This window comes from Rhizobium sp. 62_C5_N11_2, from assembly GCF_051811185.1.
Classification (GTDB): domain Bacteria; phylum Pseudomonadota; class Alphaproteobacteria; order Rhizobiales; family Rhizobiaceae; genus Rhizobium; species Rhizobium leguminosarum.
The window spans coordinates 1,921,873-1,942,032 of record NZ_JBPWPW010000001.1 but is presented as its reverse complement, the minus strand read 5'-3'; the positions used below and the strand labels follow the sequence as shown (position 1 = coordinate 1,942,032).

15 protein-coding genes are annotated in these 20,160 nt (G+C 61.8%); 9 read left to right on the top strand and 6 right to left on the bottom strand.

Translation table 11 applies throughout. From position 1 onward, the window contains the following. Positions 1-71: 71 nt before the first annotated feature. Genes uvrA through AB8B31_RS09860 form a run of 3 tightly spaced genes read left to right on the top strand, consistent with a single transcriptional unit; the run spans position 72 to position 4,282 of the window. The gene (gene uvrA / locus AB8B31_RS09870) at positions 72-2,993 is read left to right on the top strand and encodes an excinuclease ABC subunit UvrA (RefSeq protein WP_130716400.1); all 2,922 of its coding nucleotides are present in this window, start codon (positions 72-74) and stop codon (positions 2,991-2,993) included. Then, on the top strand, positions 2,990-3,451 hold the full coding sequence (locus tag AB8B31_RS09865) for a GNAT family N-acetyltransferase (RefSeq protein WP_131703150.1): 462 nt from the start codon (positions 2,990-2,992) through the stop codon (positions 3,449-3,451). The genes uvrA and AB8B31_RS09865 overlap by 4 nt, the downstream gene beginning before the upstream one ends. Positions 3,452-3,475: 24 nt before the next feature. Beyond that, positions 3,476-4,282, top strand: a complete 807-nt coding sequence (locus AB8B31_RS09860) for a DUF72 domain-containing protein (RefSeq protein ID WP_130716398.1) — start codon at positions 3,476-3,478, stop codon at positions 4,280-4,282. 109 nt (positions 4,283-4,391) lie between these two features. Here AB8B31_RS09860 and AB8B31_RS09855 read toward each other — a convergent pair whose 3' ends face one another. Both AB8B31_RS09855 and AB8B31_RS09850 read right to left on the bottom strand, forming a co-directional pair. Then, entirely contained in the window at positions 4,392-5,411 is a 1,020-nt protein-coding gene (locus AB8B31_RS09855) for a DUF808 domain-containing protein (protein ID WP_018242009.1), read from the bottom strand. Between the two features lie 477 nt (positions 5,412-5,888). After that, a complete protein-coding gene (locus AB8B31_RS09850) occupies positions 5,889-7,361 on the bottom strand; it encodes an NAD(P)H-hydrate dehydratase (protein ID WP_131703148.1) in 1,473 nt (490 codons plus the stop codon). A 343-nt stretch (positions 7,362-7,704) separates the two neighbouring features. Between AB8B31_RS09850 and AB8B31_RS09845 the strand changes: the two genes are divergently transcribed. The 3 genes from AB8B31_RS09845 (at position 7,705) to hspQ (ending at position 10,020) form a co-directional block, all read left to right on the top strand. Continuing rightward, positions 7,705-8,043 carry a P-II family nitrogen regulator gene (locus AB8B31_RS09845; RefSeq protein WP_003579240.1) on the top strand — a complete coding sequence of 113 codons (339 nt, stop codon included), beginning with the start codon at positions 7,705-7,707 and terminating at the stop codon, positions 8,041-8,043. A gap of 78 nt (positions 8,044-8,121) precedes the next feature. Beyond that, entirely contained in the window at positions 8,122-9,531 is a 1,410-nt protein-coding gene (gene glnA / locus AB8B31_RS09840) for a type I glutamate--ammonia ligase (protein ID WP_011651961.1), read from the top strand. 159 nt (positions 9,532-9,690) lie between these two features. Beyond that, positions 9,691-10,020 carry a heat shock protein HspQ gene (gene hspQ, locus AB8B31_RS09835; RefSeq protein WP_003559363.1) on the top strand — a complete coding sequence of 110 codons (330 nt, stop codon included), beginning with the start codon at positions 9,691-9,693 and terminating at the stop codon, positions 10,018-10,020. 114 nt (positions 10,021-10,134) lie between these two features. Here the strand turns inward: hspQ and AB8B31_RS09830 are convergent, their stop codons facing one another. After that, positions 10,135-10,797 (bottom strand): invasion associated locus B family protein, encoded by a 663-nt coding sequence (locus AB8B31_RS09830; protein ID WP_017994059.1) that lies wholly within the window; start codon positions 10,795-10,797, stop codon positions 10,135-10,137. Positions 10,798-11,080: 283 nt separating this feature from the next. Between AB8B31_RS09830 and AB8B31_RS09825 the strand changes: the two genes are divergently transcribed. Together AB8B31_RS09825 and AB8B31_RS09820 are read left to right on the top strand one after the other, a co-directional pair. Then, on the top strand, positions 11,081-12,883 hold the full coding sequence (locus AB8B31_RS09825; protein ID WP_131703147.1) for an extracellular solute-binding protein: 1,803 nt from the start codon (positions 11,081-11,083) through the stop codon (positions 12,881-12,883). A 65-nt stretch (positions 12,884-12,948) separates the two neighbouring features. Next, complete coding sequence (locus AB8B31_RS09820) at positions 12,949-13,620, top strand: DsbA family oxidoreductase (protein WP_018242004.1); 672 nt, start codon at positions 12,949-12,951, stop codon at positions 13,618-13,620. 16 nt (positions 13,621-13,636) lie between these two features. Here the strand turns inward: AB8B31_RS09820 and AB8B31_RS09815 are convergent, their stop codons facing one another. The 3 genes from AB8B31_RS09815 to AB8B31_RS09805 are packed head-to-tail and all read right to left on the bottom strand — an operon-like array spanning position 13,637 to position 17,926. After that, entirely contained in the window at positions 13,637-14,104 is a 468-nt protein-coding gene (locus AB8B31_RS09815; protein ID WP_131703146.1) for an OsmC family protein, read from the bottom strand. Between the two features lie 16 nt (positions 14,105-14,120). Then, positions 14,121-17,624 (bottom strand): transcription-repair coupling factor, encoded by a 3,504-nt coding sequence (mfd, locus tag AB8B31_RS09810; protein WP_131703145.1) that lies wholly within the window; start codon positions 17,622-17,624, stop codon positions 14,121-14,123. Continuing rightward, positions 17,621-17,926: a succinate dehydrogenase assembly factor 2 gene (locus AB8B31_RS09805; RefSeq protein ID WP_018242001.1), complete on the bottom strand. Its 306-nt coding sequence runs from the start codon at positions 17,924-17,926 to the stop codon at positions 17,621-17,623. The genes mfd and AB8B31_RS09805 overlap by 4 nt, the downstream gene beginning before the upstream one ends. Before the next feature lie 92 nt (positions 17,927-18,018). Between AB8B31_RS09805 and recG the strand changes: the two genes are divergently transcribed. After that, the gene (recG, locus tag AB8B31_RS09800) at positions 18,019-20,124 is read left to right on the top strand and encodes an ATP-dependent DNA helicase RecG (protein WP_131703144.1); all 2,106 of its coding nucleotides are present in this window, start codon (positions 18,019-18,021) and stop codon (positions 20,122-20,124) included. Positions 20,125-20,160: the final 36 nt, after the last annotated feature.

The window sequence follows — 20,160 nt, the reverse complement described above, 5'->3', positions numbered from 1 at the left end:
ATATTCAGCCTCGACTCGCCCGTCGGCATCACTAAATAAGGGCTGTCATCCAGAAAACCAAAGCAGAGACGATGAGCGAACTGAAGACGATCTCCATCCGCGGCGCGCGCGAGCATAATCTCAAGAGCATCGATCTCGATCTGCCGCGTAACAAGCTGATCGTCATGACCGGGCTGTCGGGTTCCGGCAAATCCTCGCTCGCCTTCGACACGATCTATGCCGAGGGCCAGCGGCGCTATGTCGAGAGCCTGTCGGCCTATGCCCGCCAGTTCCTCGAAATGATGCAGAAGCCGGATGTCGACCAGATCGACGGACTGTCGCCGGCCATCTCGATCGAGCAGAAGACCACCTCGCGCAACCCGCGCTCGACGGTCGGCACCGTCACCGAGATCTACGACTATATGCGCCTGCTCTTTGCCCGCGTCGGTGTTCCCTATTCGCCGGCGACCGGCCTGCCGATCGAGAGCCAGACCGTCAGCCAGATGGTCGACCGCATCCTCGATTTCGGCGAAGGCACCCGTCTTTATATTCTTGCGCCGCTCGTGCGCGGCCGCAAGGGCGAATACAAGAAGGAACTGGCCGAGCTGATGAAGAAGGGCTTCCAGCGCGTCAAGGTCGACGGCCAGTTCTACGAGATCGCCGAGGCGCCGGTGCTCGACAAGAAATACAAGCACGACATCGACGTGGTCGTCGACCGCATCGTCGTGCGCTCGGATGTCTCGGCGCGGCTGGCGGACAGTCTGGAGACCTGCCTGAAGCTCGCCGACGGGCTGGCGGTCGCCGAATTCGCCGACAAGCCGTTGCCGCCGGAAGAGACGTCGGCCGGCGGATCCGCCAACAAGTCGCTGAACGAGACGCATGAACGCGTGCTGTTTTCGGAGAAGTTCGCCTGCCCAGTCTCTGGCTTCACCATTCCCGAGATCGAACCCAGGCTGTTCTCCTTCAACAACCCGTTCGGCGCCTGCCCGACCTGCGATGGCCTCGGCGCCCAGCAGAAGATCGATCCGGATCTGATCGTGCCCGAGCCCGAGCGGACGCTGCGCGACGGGGCGATCGCGCCCTGGGCCAAATCGACCTCGCCCTATTACAACCAGACGCTGGAAGCGCTCGGCAAACATTACGGCTTCAAGCTCGGCACCCGCTGGAACGATCTTTCCGACGAGGCCAAGGACGTCATCCTCAATGGCACCAACGACAAGATCGAATTCCACTACGCCGACGGCGCCCGCTCCTATACGACCCAGAAGAATTTCGAGGGCATCATCACCAATCTCGAGCGCCGCTGGAAGGAGACCGATTCCGCCTGGGCGCGCGAAGACATCGAGCGCTTCATGTCGGCGGCCCCCTGCCCGTCCTGCAACGGCTTCCGCCTGAAGCCAGAGGCCCTGGCGGTGAAGATCGACACGCTGCATATCGGCGAAGTGACCGGTATGTCGATCCGCGTCGCCCGCGACTGGTTCGAGACACTGCCGGCAAGCTTCAATGCCAAGCAGAACGAGATCGCCGTGCGCATCCTCAAGGAGATCCGCGACCGGCTGCGCTTCCTCAACGATGTCGGACTGGAATATCTCAGCCTTTCGCGCAATTCCGGCACGCTGTCGGGCGGCGAGAGCCAGCGTATCCGGCTCGCCTCGCAGATCGGCTCCGGGCTGACGGGCGTGCTTTACGTGCTCGACGAACCGTCGATCGGCCTGCATCAGCGCGACAATGCCCGGCTGCTCGACACGCTGAAGCACCTGCGCGACATCGGCAACACCGTCATTGTCGTCGAACATGACGAGGATGCGATCCTGTCGGCCGACGACGTCGTCGATATCGGCCCGGCGGCCGGCATTCATGGCGGTCAGGTTATCGCCCATGGTACGCCGCAGGATATCATGGACAGTCCGAACTCGCTGACCGGCAAATATCTCTCCGGCGAACTCGGCGTTCCCGTTCCCGACGAGCGCCGCAAGCCGAAGAAGGGCCGCGAGATCAAGGTGGTCGGGGCGCGAGGCAACAATCTGAAGAACGTTACGGCGTCGATCCCGCTCGGTGTCTTCACGGCGGTGACCGGCGTTTCCGGCGGCGGCAAATCCACCTTCCTGATCGAGACGCTCTATAAATCGGCGGCACGCCGCGTCATGGGCGCGCGTGAAAACCCGGCCGATCATGATCGCATCGACGGCTTCGAGCATATCGATAAGGTGATCGATATCGACCAGTCGCCGATCGGCCGCACGCCGCGCTCGAACCCGGCGACCTATACCGGCGCCTTCACGCCGATCCGCGACTGGTTCGCCGGCCTGCCGGAGGCCAAGGCACGCGGCTACCAGCCGGGCCGTTTCTCCTTCAACGTCAAGGGCGGACGCTGCGAGGCCTGCCAGGGCGACGGCGTCATCAAGATCGAGATGCACTTCCTGCCCGATGTCTACGTCACCTGCGACGTCTGCCACGGCAAGCGCTATAACAGAGAGACGCTCGATGTCACCTTCAAGCAGAAGTCGATTGCCGAGGTGCTCGACATGACGGTGGAGGAAGGCGTCGATTTCTTCGCTGCGGTGCCCGCCGTGCGCGACAAGCTGCAATCGCTGAAGGATGTCGGTCTCGGTTATATCAAGGTCGGCCAGCAGGCGAATACGCTTTCCGGTGGCGAGGCGCAGCGCGTCAAGCTTGCCAAGGAGCTGTCGAAACGCTCGACGGGGCGCACGCTCTACATTCTCGATGAACCGACGACCGGCCTGCATTTCCACGACGTCGCCAAATTGCTCGAAATGCTGCACGAACTGGTCAACCAGGGTAACTCGGTGGTGGTGATCGAGCACAATCTCGAAGTCATCAAGACGGCCGACTGGGTGCTCGATTTCGGCCCCGAAGGCGGCGACGGCGGCGGTGAGATCGTCGCGACCGGAACGCCCGAGGCGATCGTCAAGGAGAAGCGGTCCTATACCGGACACTTCCTGAAGGAATTGCTGGAGCGACGGCCGGTGAAGAAGGCGGTTGCGGCGGAATGACGATGAGGCCAGCGTCGCTCGATGATCTGGAAACGATCGCGACGCTGACAACCGCCGCCTATCAGCCCTACACCGAGTTGTTTGGCGCTCCGCCGATCCCGGTGACAGAGGATTACGCGCCGCGGATCGAACGCGGCGAGGTCTGGCTGCGCGAGATCGGCGGGCAAACGGCCGGCCTGGTGGTCGTCGAGCGGCATGCCGATCACCTCATGCTGTTCAGCATCGCGGTCTCGCCGGCCTTTCAGGGTGCCGGGCATGGAGTGGCGATGCTGCGCTGGCTGGAGGGCAAGGCGCGGGAATGGGCCGTGCCGGAGATCCGGCTCTACACCAATGCGCGGATGGAGCGGAACATCGCTCTCTACAGCGCCTTCGGGTTTCAGGAAACGGGTCGCCGGCCGAGCCCATATCGGCCAGGATGGACACTCGTCGATATGACCAAAGAGATCGATGCGGCCTGAGCGGCTGCGAATGGGGAGGACAACATGACGAAATCCGGCACTATCCGCACCGGCATCGGCGGCTGGACCTTCGAGCCCTGGCGCGGGCATTTCTTTCCCGATGACCTGAAACAGAAGGACGAGCTGAATTACGCCAGCCGCCAACTGAAGGTCATCGAGGTCAACGGCACCTATTACAGCACGCAAAAGCCTGCGGTCTTTGCCAAATGGGCGGCGGACGTGCCCGACGGGTTCATCTTTTCGCTGAAGGCGACACGTTTCGTCACCAATCGGCGGGTGCTTGCCGAAGCCGGTGAATCGATGGAGCGATTTCTGTCATCGGGCATCAGCGAACTCGGCGATCATCTCGGGCCGCTGCTCTGGCAGTTCGCGCCGACGAAGAGGTTCGATGCAGACGATTTCGAAGCCTTCCTGAAGCTGCTGCCGGCAAAACAGGACGGGCTGACGCTCCGCCACGTGGTCGAGGTACGGCACGATTCCTTCAAGGTGCCGGAGTTCGTGGCGCTGCTTTCGAAATACGGCGTGGCGCCGGTTTGCGCCGAACATTTCGAATATCCGATGATCGCCGACGTGACCGCCGATTTCGTCTATGCGCGGCTGCAGAAGGGCTCGGACGATATTGCGACCTGCTATCCGGAAAAGGACCTGAAGGCCTGGGCAGACCGGCTCAAGACCTGGGCCGAGGGCAAGGTTCCTGATGACCTGCCGCTGATCGATGGCGATCGCAAAGTGAAGACCGAGCCGCGCGACGTCTTCGCCTTCATGATCCATGAGGGCAAGGTCAATGCGCCGCATGGGGCAATCGCCCTGCAGCAGGCGCTAGCGAAATAGGCGAGGCTGGATAGTCACAACAGGGATCGTGACATTGTGGGTATCACATCGTCGGTCACGCATTCCATGAGGCTGGATATGACGCCTTGCTCGTCGACGGACTCTGGCTTTATTTTTTCCCGTCCGCCAGCGCCTCTTTTCGCCGGCGCGGCAGGAGCGATTTGAGGTACCGCCATATCGGCGAGACGGCGTAGCCTGTGACCGGAATTGCGATCAAGCCGACGACGATACCGACGATGCCCGCGCCTGCGGCCTCGACGATCCAGCGCAGCACTGATGCCAGAACGGGAACTGCATGCGCCGTCGCCTCGCCGGCATCATGGATCAGATGCGCAAGTCCGCTGATGCCATAGGCTTCGAGGCCATGAACGATGATGCCGCCGCCGACCCAGATCATGGCCGCCGTTCCGACGATGCCGAGCACTTTCAGAAAATAAGGCATGCCCGTGACAAGCCCCTTCCCGATCGAACGCAAGAAGGCGCCCATTGGAGATGCCGTCTGCAGACGCGCCAGCATCAGACCCAGATCATCGGCCTTCACGATAAGCGCCACGCCGCCATAGACCATGATCGTGATCCCCAGTCCAACGACGGCAAGGATGAGGGCCTGCGTGAACATGCTGCCTGACGGCACCGCAGCGAGCGTAATCGCCATGATTTCGGCCGACAGGATGAAATCCGTCTTGATTGCGCCGGCAACCTTCTCGTCTTCTAGCGATTTGGCATCGAGGCTTGTCGTCTCGAGTGCCGATTCATGGGCATGGGCTGCATGCGGCATCACCAGTTCGTAGACTTTTTCCACACCCTCGTAGCAGAGATAAAGCCCGCCGATCATCAACAGCGGCGTGATCGCCTGCGGTGCGACAAGGCTCAGGATCAGTGCTGCCGGAAGCAGGATCAGAAGCTTGTTCTTCAGCGAGCCGAGCGTGATCTTGCCGATGATCGGCAATTCGCGTGCTGCCGAAAATCCGGTGACGTAGCGGGGTGTGACTGCCGCATCATCAATGACGACACCAGCCGCTTTCGCGCCTGCCTTGGCAGCCTGGCCGGCAATATCGTCGAGCGACGCCGCAGCCACCTTGGCCAATGCCGCGATATCATCAAGAAGGGCGATCAGGCCTATACTCATTCGAGCCTCCGTCGAAAAGACAGACTTACGCTGTAAAAAACGGAAAGCCCGTCAACGAGAGGTGGAATCCTCCGCCGGGAAGATGCCACGCAAGAAGCGTGACGACAATGGCCGTTATTCAGCCGGCATCGGGCGCAAGCGCCCTCGTCCAACGGAGGACGGACCCGCCCGTAGCCGTTTCTGGAAACCCGCGACAGAACACCCTGGCCGCATTTACAATTGTAAAACAACCCAGCCTGCGCCACGGCCACACATGTCGGGTGACGATGCGGAATGCTTCCGCGTTCGAGGTGCAGGAAGCCAGCAGCGGGCAGATCCGCCAGATGGCTGGATCTGCGGCGTCCGCGCGCTCCTCAATCCTGGCCCATGCGGAGGCGCGCGCGCACCGGCCCGAAAATCGGAATCGATTGCCGGAAAGCACGATGCGAGGATTAAAGGAGTTGCGTCCTTTGCGCGTCCGAAAGGACGCACGCGGCTCTAAAGCGGCAATACACGGGCTGCAAGCTCCTCCGCCGTCAGCCCCTTGCCGGCGCGTTGACCTGCCTCGCCATGCAGCCAGACGCCGGCAGCCGCTGCCTCGAAGGCAGGCAGGCCCTGGGCGAGCAATCCGCCGATGATGCCGGCAAGCACGTCGCCGGAACCGGCGGTGGCAAGCCAGATGGGAGCGTTGGTATTGATGAGCGCCCGTCCATCAGGCGCGGCGATGACGGTATCGGCGCCTTTGTAAATTATCGCAGCATTGGCGCGGCGGGCGGCGGCCAAGGCCTTGTCCACCTTGCCGAGCCCCTCGTCGCCGCCGATATCGGGAAAGAGCCGCGCGAATTCGCCTTCGTGCGGCGTCAGCACCAGACGCGGCTCACCCCGGAAAAGATCAAACAGCTGTTGCGGATCGTCCTTGAACGAGGAGATGCCGTCGGCATCGAGCACCAGATGGCGATCGGCAAGGGCCGAGACGAAGCCGCGCGCCCTGGCGCCGATGCCGAAACCGGGGCCGAGGACGAAGGTTTGCAGCCGCTTGTCGGAGAGCCAGTCGCCGAGGTCGGCCTCGTCGTCGATGGCATGCAGCATGACGGCAGTGAGATGTGCAGCATTGGCGGCCATGGCCGCGCGGGGCGCGGCGATCGTCACCAGGCCGGCGCCGGCCTTCAGGCCCGAGATTGCCGACATGCGCGCGGCCCCCGTCTTGTCGGCCTCGCCTGAGAAGACGACCAGATGACCGCGCTTGTATTTGTGGGTTTCCAGCTGCTCGGCCGGCAGCGCACGCTTCCAGGCATCCGGCGTGTTCTCGGCGATGACACCGCCCGCCTCAGCGCGGATGATGCGGGCGGGAATGCCGATATCGAAGACCTGCAGTTCACCGCAAAGCTCCCTGCCCGGCATCAGGAGATGGCCGGGCTTGCGGGTCATGAAGGTGATGGTATTGCAGGCCCGGAAGGCAGCCCCCAGCACCTTGCCGGTGCGGCCGTCGAGGCCGGAGGGCAGATCGATGGCGAGCACGGGAATAGCGGCCTCGGTGACGCGGCCGATCAGCGCGCGCACATCGGCCGGCACCTCGCGGCCAAGCCCCGCCCCGAATAGGCCATCGATGACGACGTCGCCGGTTTCGGGCCGATAGAGGTCGAGGTTTTGCCCCTGGAGCACGCAACCGGCTTGGGCACGGGCGGCATCGCTCTTCAGCCTGGACGGATCGCCGAGGTGGAAGAGCGCCACCCTCGCCCCGCTCTCATGCAGATGACGTGCTGCGACATAGGCGTCGCCGCCATTGTTGCCGGGTCCGCAGAGTACGACGAAGCGCAACGCTCCGGGATGAAGGTGCAGAGCAGCGGCCGCGACCGCGGCGCCTGCCCTCTCCATCAGGCCGAAGGAGTCGATTCCGGATGCGGCAGCGGCCGCATCGACGGCGGCCATTTCGGCAGGCGTGAGAAGAAGGTCGGACAGATGTTTGATCATCACCCTATTCAATCAAAAAACGCCTAAAAAACAACCGCCTGAAACACCAAAGAGAAGGACGCAATTTAAGCATTTGCCTATATTTTCATCTTCCTGAGATGTGTATTCGCAGTTGCGAAAATACCTGACTTTTTCCGTTTCGGATGTGATTTTGATCGGAGACAATGTTTTTCCACCTATTCCGGCACCAAAACGACATGGAATTCCCCGCAAACGCGCCGGTTTTGGCAGAATCGACGACTTTTTTCGATAAGATGGATTTCAAACTGGCACGATATCTGCATCATATCCGGCGAGCGGGAAAATTCCTGCCATAACAAGAGAAGCGGAGAGACATTTTCTCATGAAAAAGATCGAAGCGATCATTAAGCCTTTCAAGCTGGACGAAGTGAAGGAAGCCCTTCAGGAAGTTGGCCTGCAGGGTATCACGGTCACGGAAGCCAAGGGTTTCGGCCGTCAGAAGGGCCACACGGAACTCTACCGCGGAGCTGAATACGTCGTCGATTTCCTGCCGAAGGTCAAAGTCGAGGTCGTACTGGCCGACGAGAACGCGGAGGCCGTCATCGATGCGATCCGCAAGGCGGCGCAGACCGGCCGCATCGGCGACGGAAAGATCTTCGTCTCCAATATCGAAGAGGTTATCCGCATCCGCACCGGCGAGACCGGCATTGATGCCATCTGACCACTTTGCCAATCGCGCAAAGTCCGTTACCGTCATCGCCGACCTAGACCGTCATCGCAAATCGGAGGAAACTCATTAATGGCGACCGCAAGCGAAATTCTGAAGCAGATCAAGGAGAACGACGTAAAGTTCGTCGATCTGCGTTTCACCGACCCGAAGGGCAAGCTGCAGCATGTGACGATGGACGTTGTCTGCGTCGACGAAGACATGTTCGCTGACGGCGTGATGTTCGATGGCTCCTCGATCGGCGGCTGGAAAGCCATCAACGAGTCCGACATGGTGCTGATGCCCGACACCGAAACGGTGCATATGGACCCGTTCTTCGCCCAGTCGACCATGGTCATCGTCTGCGACATCCTCGATCCGGTCTCCGGCGAGGCCTATAACCGCGATCCGCGCGGCACCGCCAAGAAGGCCGAAGCCTATCTCAAGGCATCCGGCATCGGCGATACGGTCTTCGTCGGCCCGGAAGCCGAATTCTTCGTCTTCGACGACGTCAAGTATAAGGCCGATCCTTATAACACCGGCTTCAAGCTCGATTCGACCGAACTGCCGTCGAATGACGACACCGATTACGAGACCGGCAACCTCGGCCATCGCCCGCGCGTCAAGGGCGGCTATTTCCCGGTTCCCCCTGTCGACAGCGCCCAGGACATGCGTTCGGAAATGCTGACGGTGCTCTCCGAGATGGGCGTCGTCGTCGAAAAGCATCACCATGAAGTCGCTGCCGCCCAGCACGAACTCGGCATCAAGTTCGATACGCTGGTGCGCAACGCCGACAAGATGCAGATCTACAAATATGTCGTGCACCAGGTAGCCAACGCCTATGGCAAGACGGCGACCTTCATGCCGAAGCCGATCTTCGGCGACAACGGCTCGGGCATGCACGTGCACCAGTCGATCTGGAAGGGCGGCAAGCCGACCTTTGCCGGCGACGAATATGCTGGCCTCTCCGAGAGCTGCCTGTTCTATATCGGCGGCATCATCAAGCATGCCAAGGCGATCAACGCCTTCACCAATCCGTCGACGAACTCCTACAAGCGTCTCGTCCCGGGTTACGAAGCACCTGTGCTGCTCGCCTATTCGGCCCGCAACCGTTCAGCCTCCTGCCGCATTCCGTTCGGCTCCAACCCGAAGGCCAAGCGCGTCGAAGTCCGCTTCCCGGATCCGACTGCCAACCCCTATCTCGCCTTCGCCGCCATGCTGATGGCCGGCCTCGACGGCATCAAGAACAAGATCCATCCCGGCAAGGCCATGGACAAGGATCTCTACGACCTGCCGCCGAAGGAATTGAAGAAGATCCCGACCGTCTGCGGCTCGTTGCGCGAAGCGCTCGAAAGCCTCGACAAGGACCGCAAGTTCCTGACGGCCGGCGGCGTCTTCGACGACGATCAGATCGATGCCTTCATCGAGCTGAAGATGGCCGAGGTGATGCGTTTCGAAATGACGCCGCATCCGGTCGAATACGACATGTATTATTCGGCCTGATCGGGCTCTGAACACAGAAAGTCCCGGCTCGCCGGGGCTTTCGCCTCCCAGGTCATGGACGCCACTAGGAGGATATGACGTTCATGTGACGAACTCGCGCAAAAATCTTGATTTGCGCGACACCAATCACCAAATTTGGTGATGAAAGGAAGTCGTACCATGAAAGAAAGAATAGCAAAGTTCAGTATTGGCGAAGTGGTTCGGCACAAGGTATTTCCGTTTCGCGGCGTCATCTTTGACGTTGATCCGGAGTTCGCGAATACGGAGGAGTGGTGGAATTCCATTCCAGCCGAGGTGCGCCCGAGCAGGGACCAGCCCTTCTATCACCTGCTCGCTGAAAATGACGAAAGCGAATATGTCGCCTATGTCTCCGAGCAGAACCTGATGAACGACGAAAGCGGCACGCCGCTTCGCAACCCACAGATCTACCAGATTTTCGATCAAGCCCCGTCAGGGCAGTTCAAACCCAAGATGAGCTTCGCCCACTAACTCAGTCGTGCTGATCGTTGAATCAAGGCCTCGCTTCTCCCGGCGAGGCCTTTTCTTTGCCCAACAAAAAACCCGGCGCAAAAGCCGGGTTTCTGTTTAGAAATGGCGGCAGGATTACTGCGCCTTGGCTGCCTTCTGGGCGTCTTCCAGTTTCTTGCGGGCTTCCTCGGCCTTCTTCTGCATGCTGTCCTGCAGGCTGCGCTGGCTTTCGGCAAGCTTGGATTCGGAAACTGGTTCGCCGTCATACGCGCCAGTGAAGCCTTCAAGCGAAATCTTGATCGGGTTCGGAGCGCGGCGGAAGTTGATCGAGGTGAAGATTACGTCGCTGCCCTTCTTGAGGCTGGCGATCATCGCGTCGGTCAGCGGAATTTCGGCGGTGCACTTGTCTGGCAGGCAGACAGCGTAGTCGAGCTTCTGGCCCTTGCCGCCGTCGATCTGCATGATGACGCCGGGAGGAACGAGGCGTGCCGTGGGAACCGAGACCTGCAGGAGCTTGCGGTTGATCTTGCCGGAAACCGAGATCAGGCCGACGGCCGTAACGAGCTGGCCGCCATTGGCGAGGATCAGGTTTTGGACAACACAGATGTCGTTGTCTTCCTGCTTGCTGCAGGTCTTGTACCAGCCGAGCTTCGGCGCTCCTGCGGCCTGTGCCGGGGCATCGGCCGGAGCTTGTGCCGCCGCATCCTGTGCAAAGGAGGAGACCGGAGCCGAAGCGCCGAACACCACCGCCAGAACGGACAGTGCTGCCCGCATTTTCTTTTCAGACTTGAACATCATAACGAATTCCGTCTCCTGATATCCGTTCGGGGCAGCGTCTTGCTGCCCCAACCATCGGGTCGTTCGGCACTCCACCTCTTAAAAAAATAAGGCAAATGCATGACCCCGAAACTTCGGGTTCACCTGTTACATCGCAGCGTTCAATATATCCAGCATTTCTTTGGCAATTTGAGGTGCATTTCGTCGCGATGCCAAAGAAATCGCCGCTCCGTGTTGGAATCGGTCGACCCCATGATAATCTCCGCGGTGAATCATGCCCGTTTTACGGATCAAGGATTGCCGAATGCTCCGGATCGTCGTCCCCCTCGTCCTCTCGCTGCTGTGCGGCACTGTCGCCGCCGAGCCGCTGCATGGCATCGCGATGCACGGCGAGCCGGCTTTGCCGGCCGATTACAAGCACTTCCCTTACGTCAATCCCGACGTGAAAAAGGGCGGCAAGATCACCTATGGCGTCGTCGGCACTTTCGACAACCTCAACCCGTTCATCGTGAAGAGTAACCGGACGACGGCGCGCGGCATGTGGGATCCGGACTACGGCAATCTCGTCTACGAATCGCTGATGCAGCGCTCCAGGGACGAGCCCTTCACGCTCTACGGCCTGCTGGCCGAAACGGTGGAATGGGACGACCAACGGAGCTTCATTCAGTTCAATCTCAATCCGAAGGCGAAATGGGCCGATGGCCAGCTGGTAACGCCTGAAGACGTGATGTTCACTTTCGAACTGATGCGCGACAAGGGCCGGCCGCCCTACTCCGACCGACTCAAAGTCGTCGCCAAGATGGAGAAGGTCGGCGAACACAGTGTGCGTTTCACCTTCAACGAGAAGGCCGACCGGGAGACGCCGCTGATCTTCGGCCTGTTCCCGGTGCTGCCGAAACATGCGGTTGATCGGGAGACCTTCGACCGCACGTCGCTGGCGCCGCCAGTCGGCTCCGGTCCCTACAAGGTGAAGACGGTGAAGCCCGGCGAGAGCATCACCTATGAGCGCGATCCGAACTATTGGGGCAAGGACATTCCCGCCAAGGTCGGCACCGACAATTACGACCAGATCACCGTCCAGTATTTCCTGCAGGACACGACGCTGTTCGAGGCCTTCAAGAAAGGCGATGTCGACCTTTATCCCGACGGCAATCCCGGTCATTGGGCCAATGCCTATAATTTCCCCGCCGTCACCTCAGGCGCCGTGGTCAAGGACGTGTTCACGCCGAAACTGCCGAGCGGCATGCTTGGCTTCGTGTTCAACACGCGCCGGCCGATCTTTGGCGATCTCAAGGTCCGCGAGGGCCTGTCGCTGGTGTTCGACTTCGAATGGGCGAACAAGAACCTCTATTCCGGCGCCTACAAGCGCACCCAGAGTTTCTGGCAGAATTCCGAATTTTCGAGTTTCGGCGTTCCCGCCGATGCGAGGGAACTTGCCTTGCTCGGCCCGATCAAGGACAGGATCGCACCGGATATTCTCGACGGCACCTACAAGCTTCCCGTGACCGATGGCTCCGGCCGCGACCGCAATGTTCTGAAGCAGGCGGTCGCGCTTCTAAAAGAGGGCGGCTATGCGATCCAGGGCGGCAAGATGCTTGATGCTTCCGGCCGCCAGCTCGCCTTCGAGATCATGACGCAGAATGCCGACCAGGAGAAGCTGGCCCTTGCTTATCAACGTTCACTGCAGGCGATCGGCATTGCCGCTTCGATCCGCACGGTCGACGATTCGCAATATCAGAGCCGGACGAACAGCCGAGATTACGACATGATCATCAAATCCTACACGTCTTCGCTGTCGCCCGGAAACGAACAACTCGGCCGCTGGTCTTCGGCCGCCAAGACCAGCGAGCGTGCCGACAGTTTCGCCGGTGCCGCGGATCCCGATATCGACACACTGATCGACCACTTGCTCAGGGCGCGCTCAACCGAAGACTTCATCGCGGCGGTGCGCTCCCACGATCGGCTCCTGCTCTCCAGCCACTATGTGGTTCCGCTCTATCACATCGACCAGCAATGGGTAGCGCGCAGCAAGCGCATCAGCCATCCCGACACAGTGCCGCTCTACGGCTACCAGCTGCCGGTATGGTGGGATACAAGCGCGCAGTAAGAAGCGAGACGCACCGCTCGGCCACGATGTCTCCCTAGGAGACGCACAGAATAAGGAAAATCATCATGGAGCGTATCACCATCGACGTCGTCTCGGATGTCGTCTGCCCCTGGTGCTATCTCGGCAAGGCGCGGCTGGAGCTCGCCATCGCCGAGGTGCAAGACCAAATCGGCGTCGACATCAACTGGCGGCCGTACCGGCTCAATCCCGACTATCCCAAGGAGGGCGTCGACCAGAAGAAGGCGCTGGCGGAGAAGCTCGGCGGCGAGGAGCGCGTGGCGCAGGCACACAAGATGCTCTCCGATTACGGCCGCGAGGTCGGCATTGCCTTCGATTTCGAGGCAATCAAGATCGGCCCGAATACGCTCGATGCGCATCGACTGATCCACTGGGCGATGATCGAAGGGCGCGAGAAGCAGGACAAGGTCGTTGCCGCACTGTTCAAGGCGAATTTCGAGGAAGGCCGCAATGTCGGCGACCATGCGGTGCTGCTCGATATCGCCGAGAAGGCCGGCCTCAACCGTTCGGTCATCGCCTCGCTGCTTGCTTCCGAGGCCGATCGCGATCTGATCGTCGCCGAGATCAAGGCAGCGCAGGAGATGGGCGTCAACGGCGTGCCATTCTTCATCTTCGACCAGCAATATGCCGTCAGCGGTGCACAGACGCCTGACGTATTGGCGAACGCGTTGCGCGACATTGCCAAGGCGAAAGCCGAGGCACGATCAGGCCTCAACTGAGGCCAAAGACCCAGGCTCAGCCAAGAACCGGAACGCAGCGCACCTCGGTTTTCACCGAATTGGCGATGAAACATTCGTCGTGGGCGCGATGATGCAGGCTTTCCAACTCGCTGAGCGAGGGCTGCTTTTCGCCGCTGAAGACGACATGCGGACGGAGCGTCACGACGGTCATGGCGAGGCGGCCGTCGGCATTCTTTTCCATGAGGCCCTCGGCGGCATCGGTGTAGCTGTCGACGCAAAAGCGCTGTTTGGCGGCGATCGACAGGAACCAGAGCATGTGGCAGCTGGAGAGCGAGGCGACGAAAGCCTCTTCGGGATCGACGGCATCCTCGGCGGAATAGGGCAGCGGAACGACATGCGCGGATGAGGATGCCTTCACCTCGATGCCGCCGTCGAAGGTCCAGCGGTGGGCACGGCTGTAGCGGTTGTCGGTGAAGGTCTCGCCGTTGCGCTGCCAGGCGATCGTTGCGCCGTATTTTGCCATCCTTGTCTCCCTCCGTTTATTTCGCGAATTCGGCCAGCTGGGTCATGATAACAGCTGCGCCCTGCAGGCGTTTTTCCGGCGTCGGCAGGTCGCGGGTCAGGAACAGGCTGTGATCGGGGCGGATCTTCGCCATCGTGCCCTGCTTGCCGATATAACCGACGAGGTTTGCCGGGTTGGGAAATTCCTTGTTGCGGAACTGCACGACGACGCCCTTCGGGCCGGCATCGAGCTTTTCGACATTGGCGGTGCGGCAGAGCGACTTGATGTAGACGATCTTCAGCAGATGCTGGACTTCGATCGGCATCGGGCCGAATCGGTCGATCATCTCGGCGCCGAAGCCATCGATCTCCTTGAGCTCGGTGATTTCGCCGAGACGGCGATAGAGCGCCATGCGCAGGTGCAGGTCGGGCACGTAGCCTTCCGGGATCATCACCGTCGTGCCGACCGAGATCTGCGGCGACCAGCCGGTGTCGTGGATCTCGTCGACACCCTTGACCTCGGCAACCGCCTCTTCCAGCATCTGCTGGTAGAGCTCGAAGCCGACCTCCTTGATATGGCCGGACTGCTCCTCGCCGAGCAGATTGCCGGCGCCGCGGATATCGAGATCGTGGCTTGCCAGCTGGAAACCGGCGCCGAGCGTATCTAGCGACTGCAGCACCTTGAGGCGGCGTTCGGCGGTGGCCGTCAGCACCTTGTTGACCGGCAGGGTGAAGAGGGCGAAGGCGCGCACCTTCGAGCGGCCGACGCGGCCGCGCAGCTGATAGAGCTGGGCAAGGCCGAACATGTCGGCGCGGTGGACGATCAGCGTATTGGCCGTGGGCACATCGAGGCCGGATTCGACGATGGTGGTGGACAACAGCACGTCGTAACGGCCTTCATAAAAGGCGTTCATGATGTCTTCGAGTTCGCCGGCCGGCATCTGGCCATGGGCGATGGCAACCTTCAACTCCGGCACGTCCGATTGCAGGAAGGCATGCACGTCCTCGAGGTCGGCAAGCCTAGGGCAGACATAGAAACTCTGACCGCCGCGATAATGCTCGCGCATCAGCGTCTCGCGGATGACCAGGCTGTCGAAGGGCGAGATGAAGGTGCGCACCGCCATGCGGTCGACCGGCGGCGTGGTGATCAGCGATAGTTCGCGCACGCCGGTCATGGCAAGCTGCAGCGTGCGCGGGATCGGCGTTGCCGACAGCGTCAACACATGCACGTCGCTCTTCAGCTCCTTCAGTCGCTCCTTGTGCTTGACGCCGAAATGCTGCTCCTCGTCGATGACGAGCAGACCGAGATTGGCGAATTTGATGCCGGCGCCGAGCAGCGCATGGGTGCCGACGACGATATCGGTCTTCCCCTCAGCCACTTCCTTCTTGGTCAACGCCAGCTCCTTGGCGCCCACAAGGCGCGAGGCCTGCTGGATGCGCACCGGCAGACCGCGGAAACGCTCGGAAAAGGTCTTGAAATGCTGGCGGGAAAGCAGCGTCGTCGGCACGACGACGGCGACCTGGGCGCCGTTCATCGCCGCGACGAAGGCGGCGCGCAGCGCCACTTCGGTCTTGCCGAAACCGACGTCGCCGCAGACCAGACGGTCCATCGGCCGGCCGGCGCCGAGATCGGAGCGCACCGCCTCGATGGCGTTATCCTGGTCCTCGGTCTCGTCATAGGGGAAGCGGGCGGCGAATTCGTCGTAAAGGCCTTCAGGCGTCGTCAGCATCGGCGCATGGCGCGTCAGGCGCTCGGCGGCGATGCGGATCAGCGCATCGGCCATGTCGAGCAGGCGCTTCTTGAGCTTGGCCTTGCGCATCTGCCAGGCGCCGCCGCCGAGCTTGTCGAGTTGGGCTTCGGTGCCCTCGCCGCCATAGCGCGAGAGAAGATCGATGTTTTCGACCGGCAGGAAAAGCTTGGCCTCGTCGGCATATTGCAGTTCGAGGCAGGCATGCGGAGCACCAGCGGCCTCGATGGTCCTCAGCCCTATAAAGCGGCCGATGCCATGTTCGGCGTGGACGACGATCGAGCCCTCGTCGAGGCCCGCGACTTCCGAGATGAAATCGGCTGCGCGCTTGCGGCGCTTGGAGCGGCGCACCATGCGGTCGCCGAGGATGTCCTGCTCGCCGATGACGACGAGGTCGCCGGCCTCGAAGCCGGCTTCGAGACTGAGCACGGCAGCGGCCGCCTCGCCTCTCGCCAGCGAACCGACATCCTTCAGCGCCTCGATCGGCTTGACCTTTTCCAGGCCGTGCTCGTTCAGCACCTGCAGCAGCCGCTCCAGCGAACCTTCGGTCCAGGCGGTGACCAGCACTTTGGCGCCGGCGGCACGGCGATCGGCAATATGCTTGACGACGACGTCGAAGATGTTGATGCGTTCGGCATCGCCGCCGCCTTCGGCGTTCGAACGCGCCCAGCGCTGGCCCTGGCGGGCGTCGACATTGACGACCCGCCGCGCCTCACCCTCATGTTCATTGAAGGGGCTGATACGGATCGCGCCGAGCGCGTCGAGGGTTTTGACGAAAAGCTTGCTGTCGAGATAGAGCTGGCCCGGCGTCACCGGCTTGTAAGGCGTGCCCTGCGTCATCTGGCCCTTGGTCGGCTGGCCGGAATTCAGGCGGGCGTCGTAATAATCGAAAACGAGCTTGGAGCGCTCTTCCGCTGCCTCACGCACCGTATGGTCGATGACGATCCGGAAGCCGCTGAGATAGTCGAAGACGGTATCGAGCTTCTCGTAGAAAAGCGGCAGCCAATGCTCCATGCCGGGGTAACGGCGGCCTTCGGAGACGGCGAGATAGAGCGCGTCGTCGCGTGTGGTCGCACCGAAGGCGGAGAGGTAATTCTTGCGGAAGCGGCTGATCGTATCCGGCGTCAGCGTCACTTCGCTCATCGGGTTGAGATCGAGGGATCGCACCTGCCCGGTCGTACGCTGGCTGGCCGGATCGAAGCTGCGGATGCTTTCCAGCGTATCGCCAAAGAAATCGAGGCGGACCGGCTCTTCGGAACCCGGCACGAAGACGTCGAGAATGCCACCGCGCACGGCATATTCACCGACCTCGCGAACGGTCGCGACCCGCTCGAAGCCATTGCGCTCCAGGCGACCGGCGAGATCGTCCATGCGCAGCTGGTTGCCGGGACGAGCCGAAAAAGTCAGGCTTTCGATGACATCTTGCGGCGCCACCTTCTGCAGCATGGCATTGGCGGTGACGAGCACGATTGCCGCGTGCGGCTTCTTGCGATGGGCGATGAGGCCGCCGAGTGCGGCAAGCCGGCGGGCCGAGGTGTCGGCACTCGGCGAGACGCGGTCATAGGGCAGACAGTCCCAGGCCGGCAGGGTGAGAACCGGAATGTCGGGGGCGACAAAGCCCAGCATCTGTTCCAGATCGGCCATGCGGTGGCCGTCGGACATGACATAGGCGACCGGCTCTCCCGTTCGGGCGAGCTCGGCGAGCAGCAGCGTCTCCAGACCTGCCGGCACATTGCCGATCGTCAGCGGCTCGGCAATGGCCGCAAGCTTCTTCGCATCGAAACCAGGGATCATTCCGGCGTCCTGAGGGGCTTGTCGAAATCGGGCTTGTAGGCGGCGATGCGGGCAAACATCGGTGTCTGGAAACGCTCAGGCACCGGCCATGTTCCCATGATCCAGCGGACGAGATCATTGTCCTCTTCCGCCATGATCGTCTCGAACTCGTCGAGCTCGGCTTCCGACAGATTCGCGACCTCGGCTTCGGCGAACTGGCCGAAGACCAGATCCATCTCGCGAATGCCGCGATGCCAGCAGCGGAAAAGGATTCTGCGGCGGCGCGGGTCAAGACCGGCACTCGTGAGCGTGACACCTGTCATGGCATTACCTTCCTGTTGATGCGCCTCTATAGACCCTGGAAAGCGGCTTGTCAGCCTTGCCAAGGCCGCATTGTTCATCGCATTTTGGCCACATGCGCCCCGCCATTCTCGATCCTCTGTTTTCCCCCATTTCGGGTCTTCCGGGCGTCGGCCCGAAGATCGCCGACCTGCTGGTGAAGCTGCTCGGGCGCGAGACGCTGGAAGATTGCCGGGTCATCGACCTGCTCTTCCACGCGCCCTTCTCGCTGATCGACCGGCGCAACCAGCCTGGAATCGCCCGCGCGCCGCAGGGCGCGATCGTGACGATCACGGCGCGCGTCGACCGCCACCAGGTGCCGCCGCGCGGCAAAAGCAACATTCCCTATCGCGTCTTCCTGCATGACGAGACCGGCGAGCTGACGCTGGTCTTCTTCCGCGGACAGGCCGCGTGGTTGGAAAAGCAGCTGCCGATCGACGCAGAAGTGACGGTTAGCGGCAAGATCGACTGGTTCAACGGCCGCGCCTCGATGGTGCATCCCGATTATATCGTCAGGGCGGACGAGACGGAGAGCCTGCCGCTGGTCGAGCCGATCTATCCGCTGACGGCGGGGCTCTCGCCGAAGACGCTGCGCAAGATCATCGACGCCGGCCTGCCGCGTTTTCCCGAGCTGCCGGAATGGATCGACCTGGCCTTGACTGAGAAACAGGGCCTGCCGTCGATCCGCGACAGTTTCCACATGCTGCACGAGCCGCGCGACCCTGGAGATATCGACCCGCAGGCCCCTGCCCGGCGGCGGCTTGCCTATGACGAGTTCCTCGCCGGCCAGCTGTCGCTGAGCCTGGTGCGGCAGAGGCTGCGCAAGGTTGCGGGCCAGCCGGTGCATGCGACCGGCGCCATCAGCAGCAAGATCCTGAAGGCGTTGCCCTTCTCGCTCACGTCAAGCCAGAACGAGGCGATCGCCGAGGTTTTGAAGGATATGGCCGGCAACGAGCGCATGCTGCGGCTGCTGCAGGGCGATGTCGGCTCCGGCAAGACGCTGGTGGCGCTGATGGCGATGGCGGCGGTGATCGAGAGCGGCGGCCAGGCCGTGCTGATGGCGCCGACCGAAATCCTGGCGCGGCAACACCACGCGACGATCTCGAAATTCGCCGCCGCCGCCGGGCTCAGCATCGAGGTGCTGACCGGGCGCACTAAGGGACGCGAGCGGGAGGAAATCCTGGAGCGCATCGCCTCGGGTGCTGCCCAGATCATCATCGGCACGCATGCGCTGTTCCAGGACAGCGTCGCCTACGCCAATCTAATGCTTGCCGTCGTCGATGAGCAGCACCGTTTCGGCGTGCATCAGCGCCTGCGGCTGACCGCCAAGGGCCTCTCGCCGCATATGCTTGTCATGACGGCGACGCCGATCCCGCGCACGCTGGTGCTCGCCGCCTTCGGCGATATGGACGTCTCCAAGCTCACCGAAAAACCGGCCGGCCGCAAGCCGATCCAGACGATCACCGTGCCGATGGAACGGACCGGCGAAATCGTTGACCGACTGCAAAGCGCGATTACCGAGGGCAAGAAGGCCTATTGGATCTGCCCGCTGGTCGAGGAGTCCGAGGAGCTCGACCTGATGTCGGCCGAGGAGCGGCACGCGACGCTGGTCTCGGCACTCGGCCCGGATGTCGGCCTGATCCACGGCCGCATGAGCGGACCGGAGAAGGACGCGGCGATGATGGCGTTCAAGAACGGCGAGACCCGGCTCCTCGTCGCCACCACCGTCGTCGAGGTCGGTGTCGACGTGCCGGATGCGACGATCATGGTGATCGAACATGCCGAACGCTTCGGCTTGGCGCAATTGCATCAGCTGCGCGGCCGCGTCGGGCGCGGCGACGAGGCCTCGACCTGCATCCTGCTCTACAAGGGACCACTCGGCGAGACCGGCCATGCCAGGCTTTCGATCATGCGGGAGACGGAAGACGGTTTCCGCATTGCCGAGGAGGACCTGAAGCTGCGCGGTGAAGGCGAATTGCTCGGCACGAGGCAATCGGGCACGCCGGGTTTCCGCATCGCCAGTCTCGAGGCGCATGCCGATCTGTTGGAGATCGCCCGCAAGGATGCCGCCTACCTCATCGAGCGCGATCCGGAGCTGACCACCGAGAGGGGAACGGCGGTCCGCACCCTGCTCTATCTTTTCCGCCGCGACGAGGCGATCCGTTTTCTCAGGGCTGGATGAAGCGCGGCGGCGCGCTTTAAGTTCTTTGTTCTATGC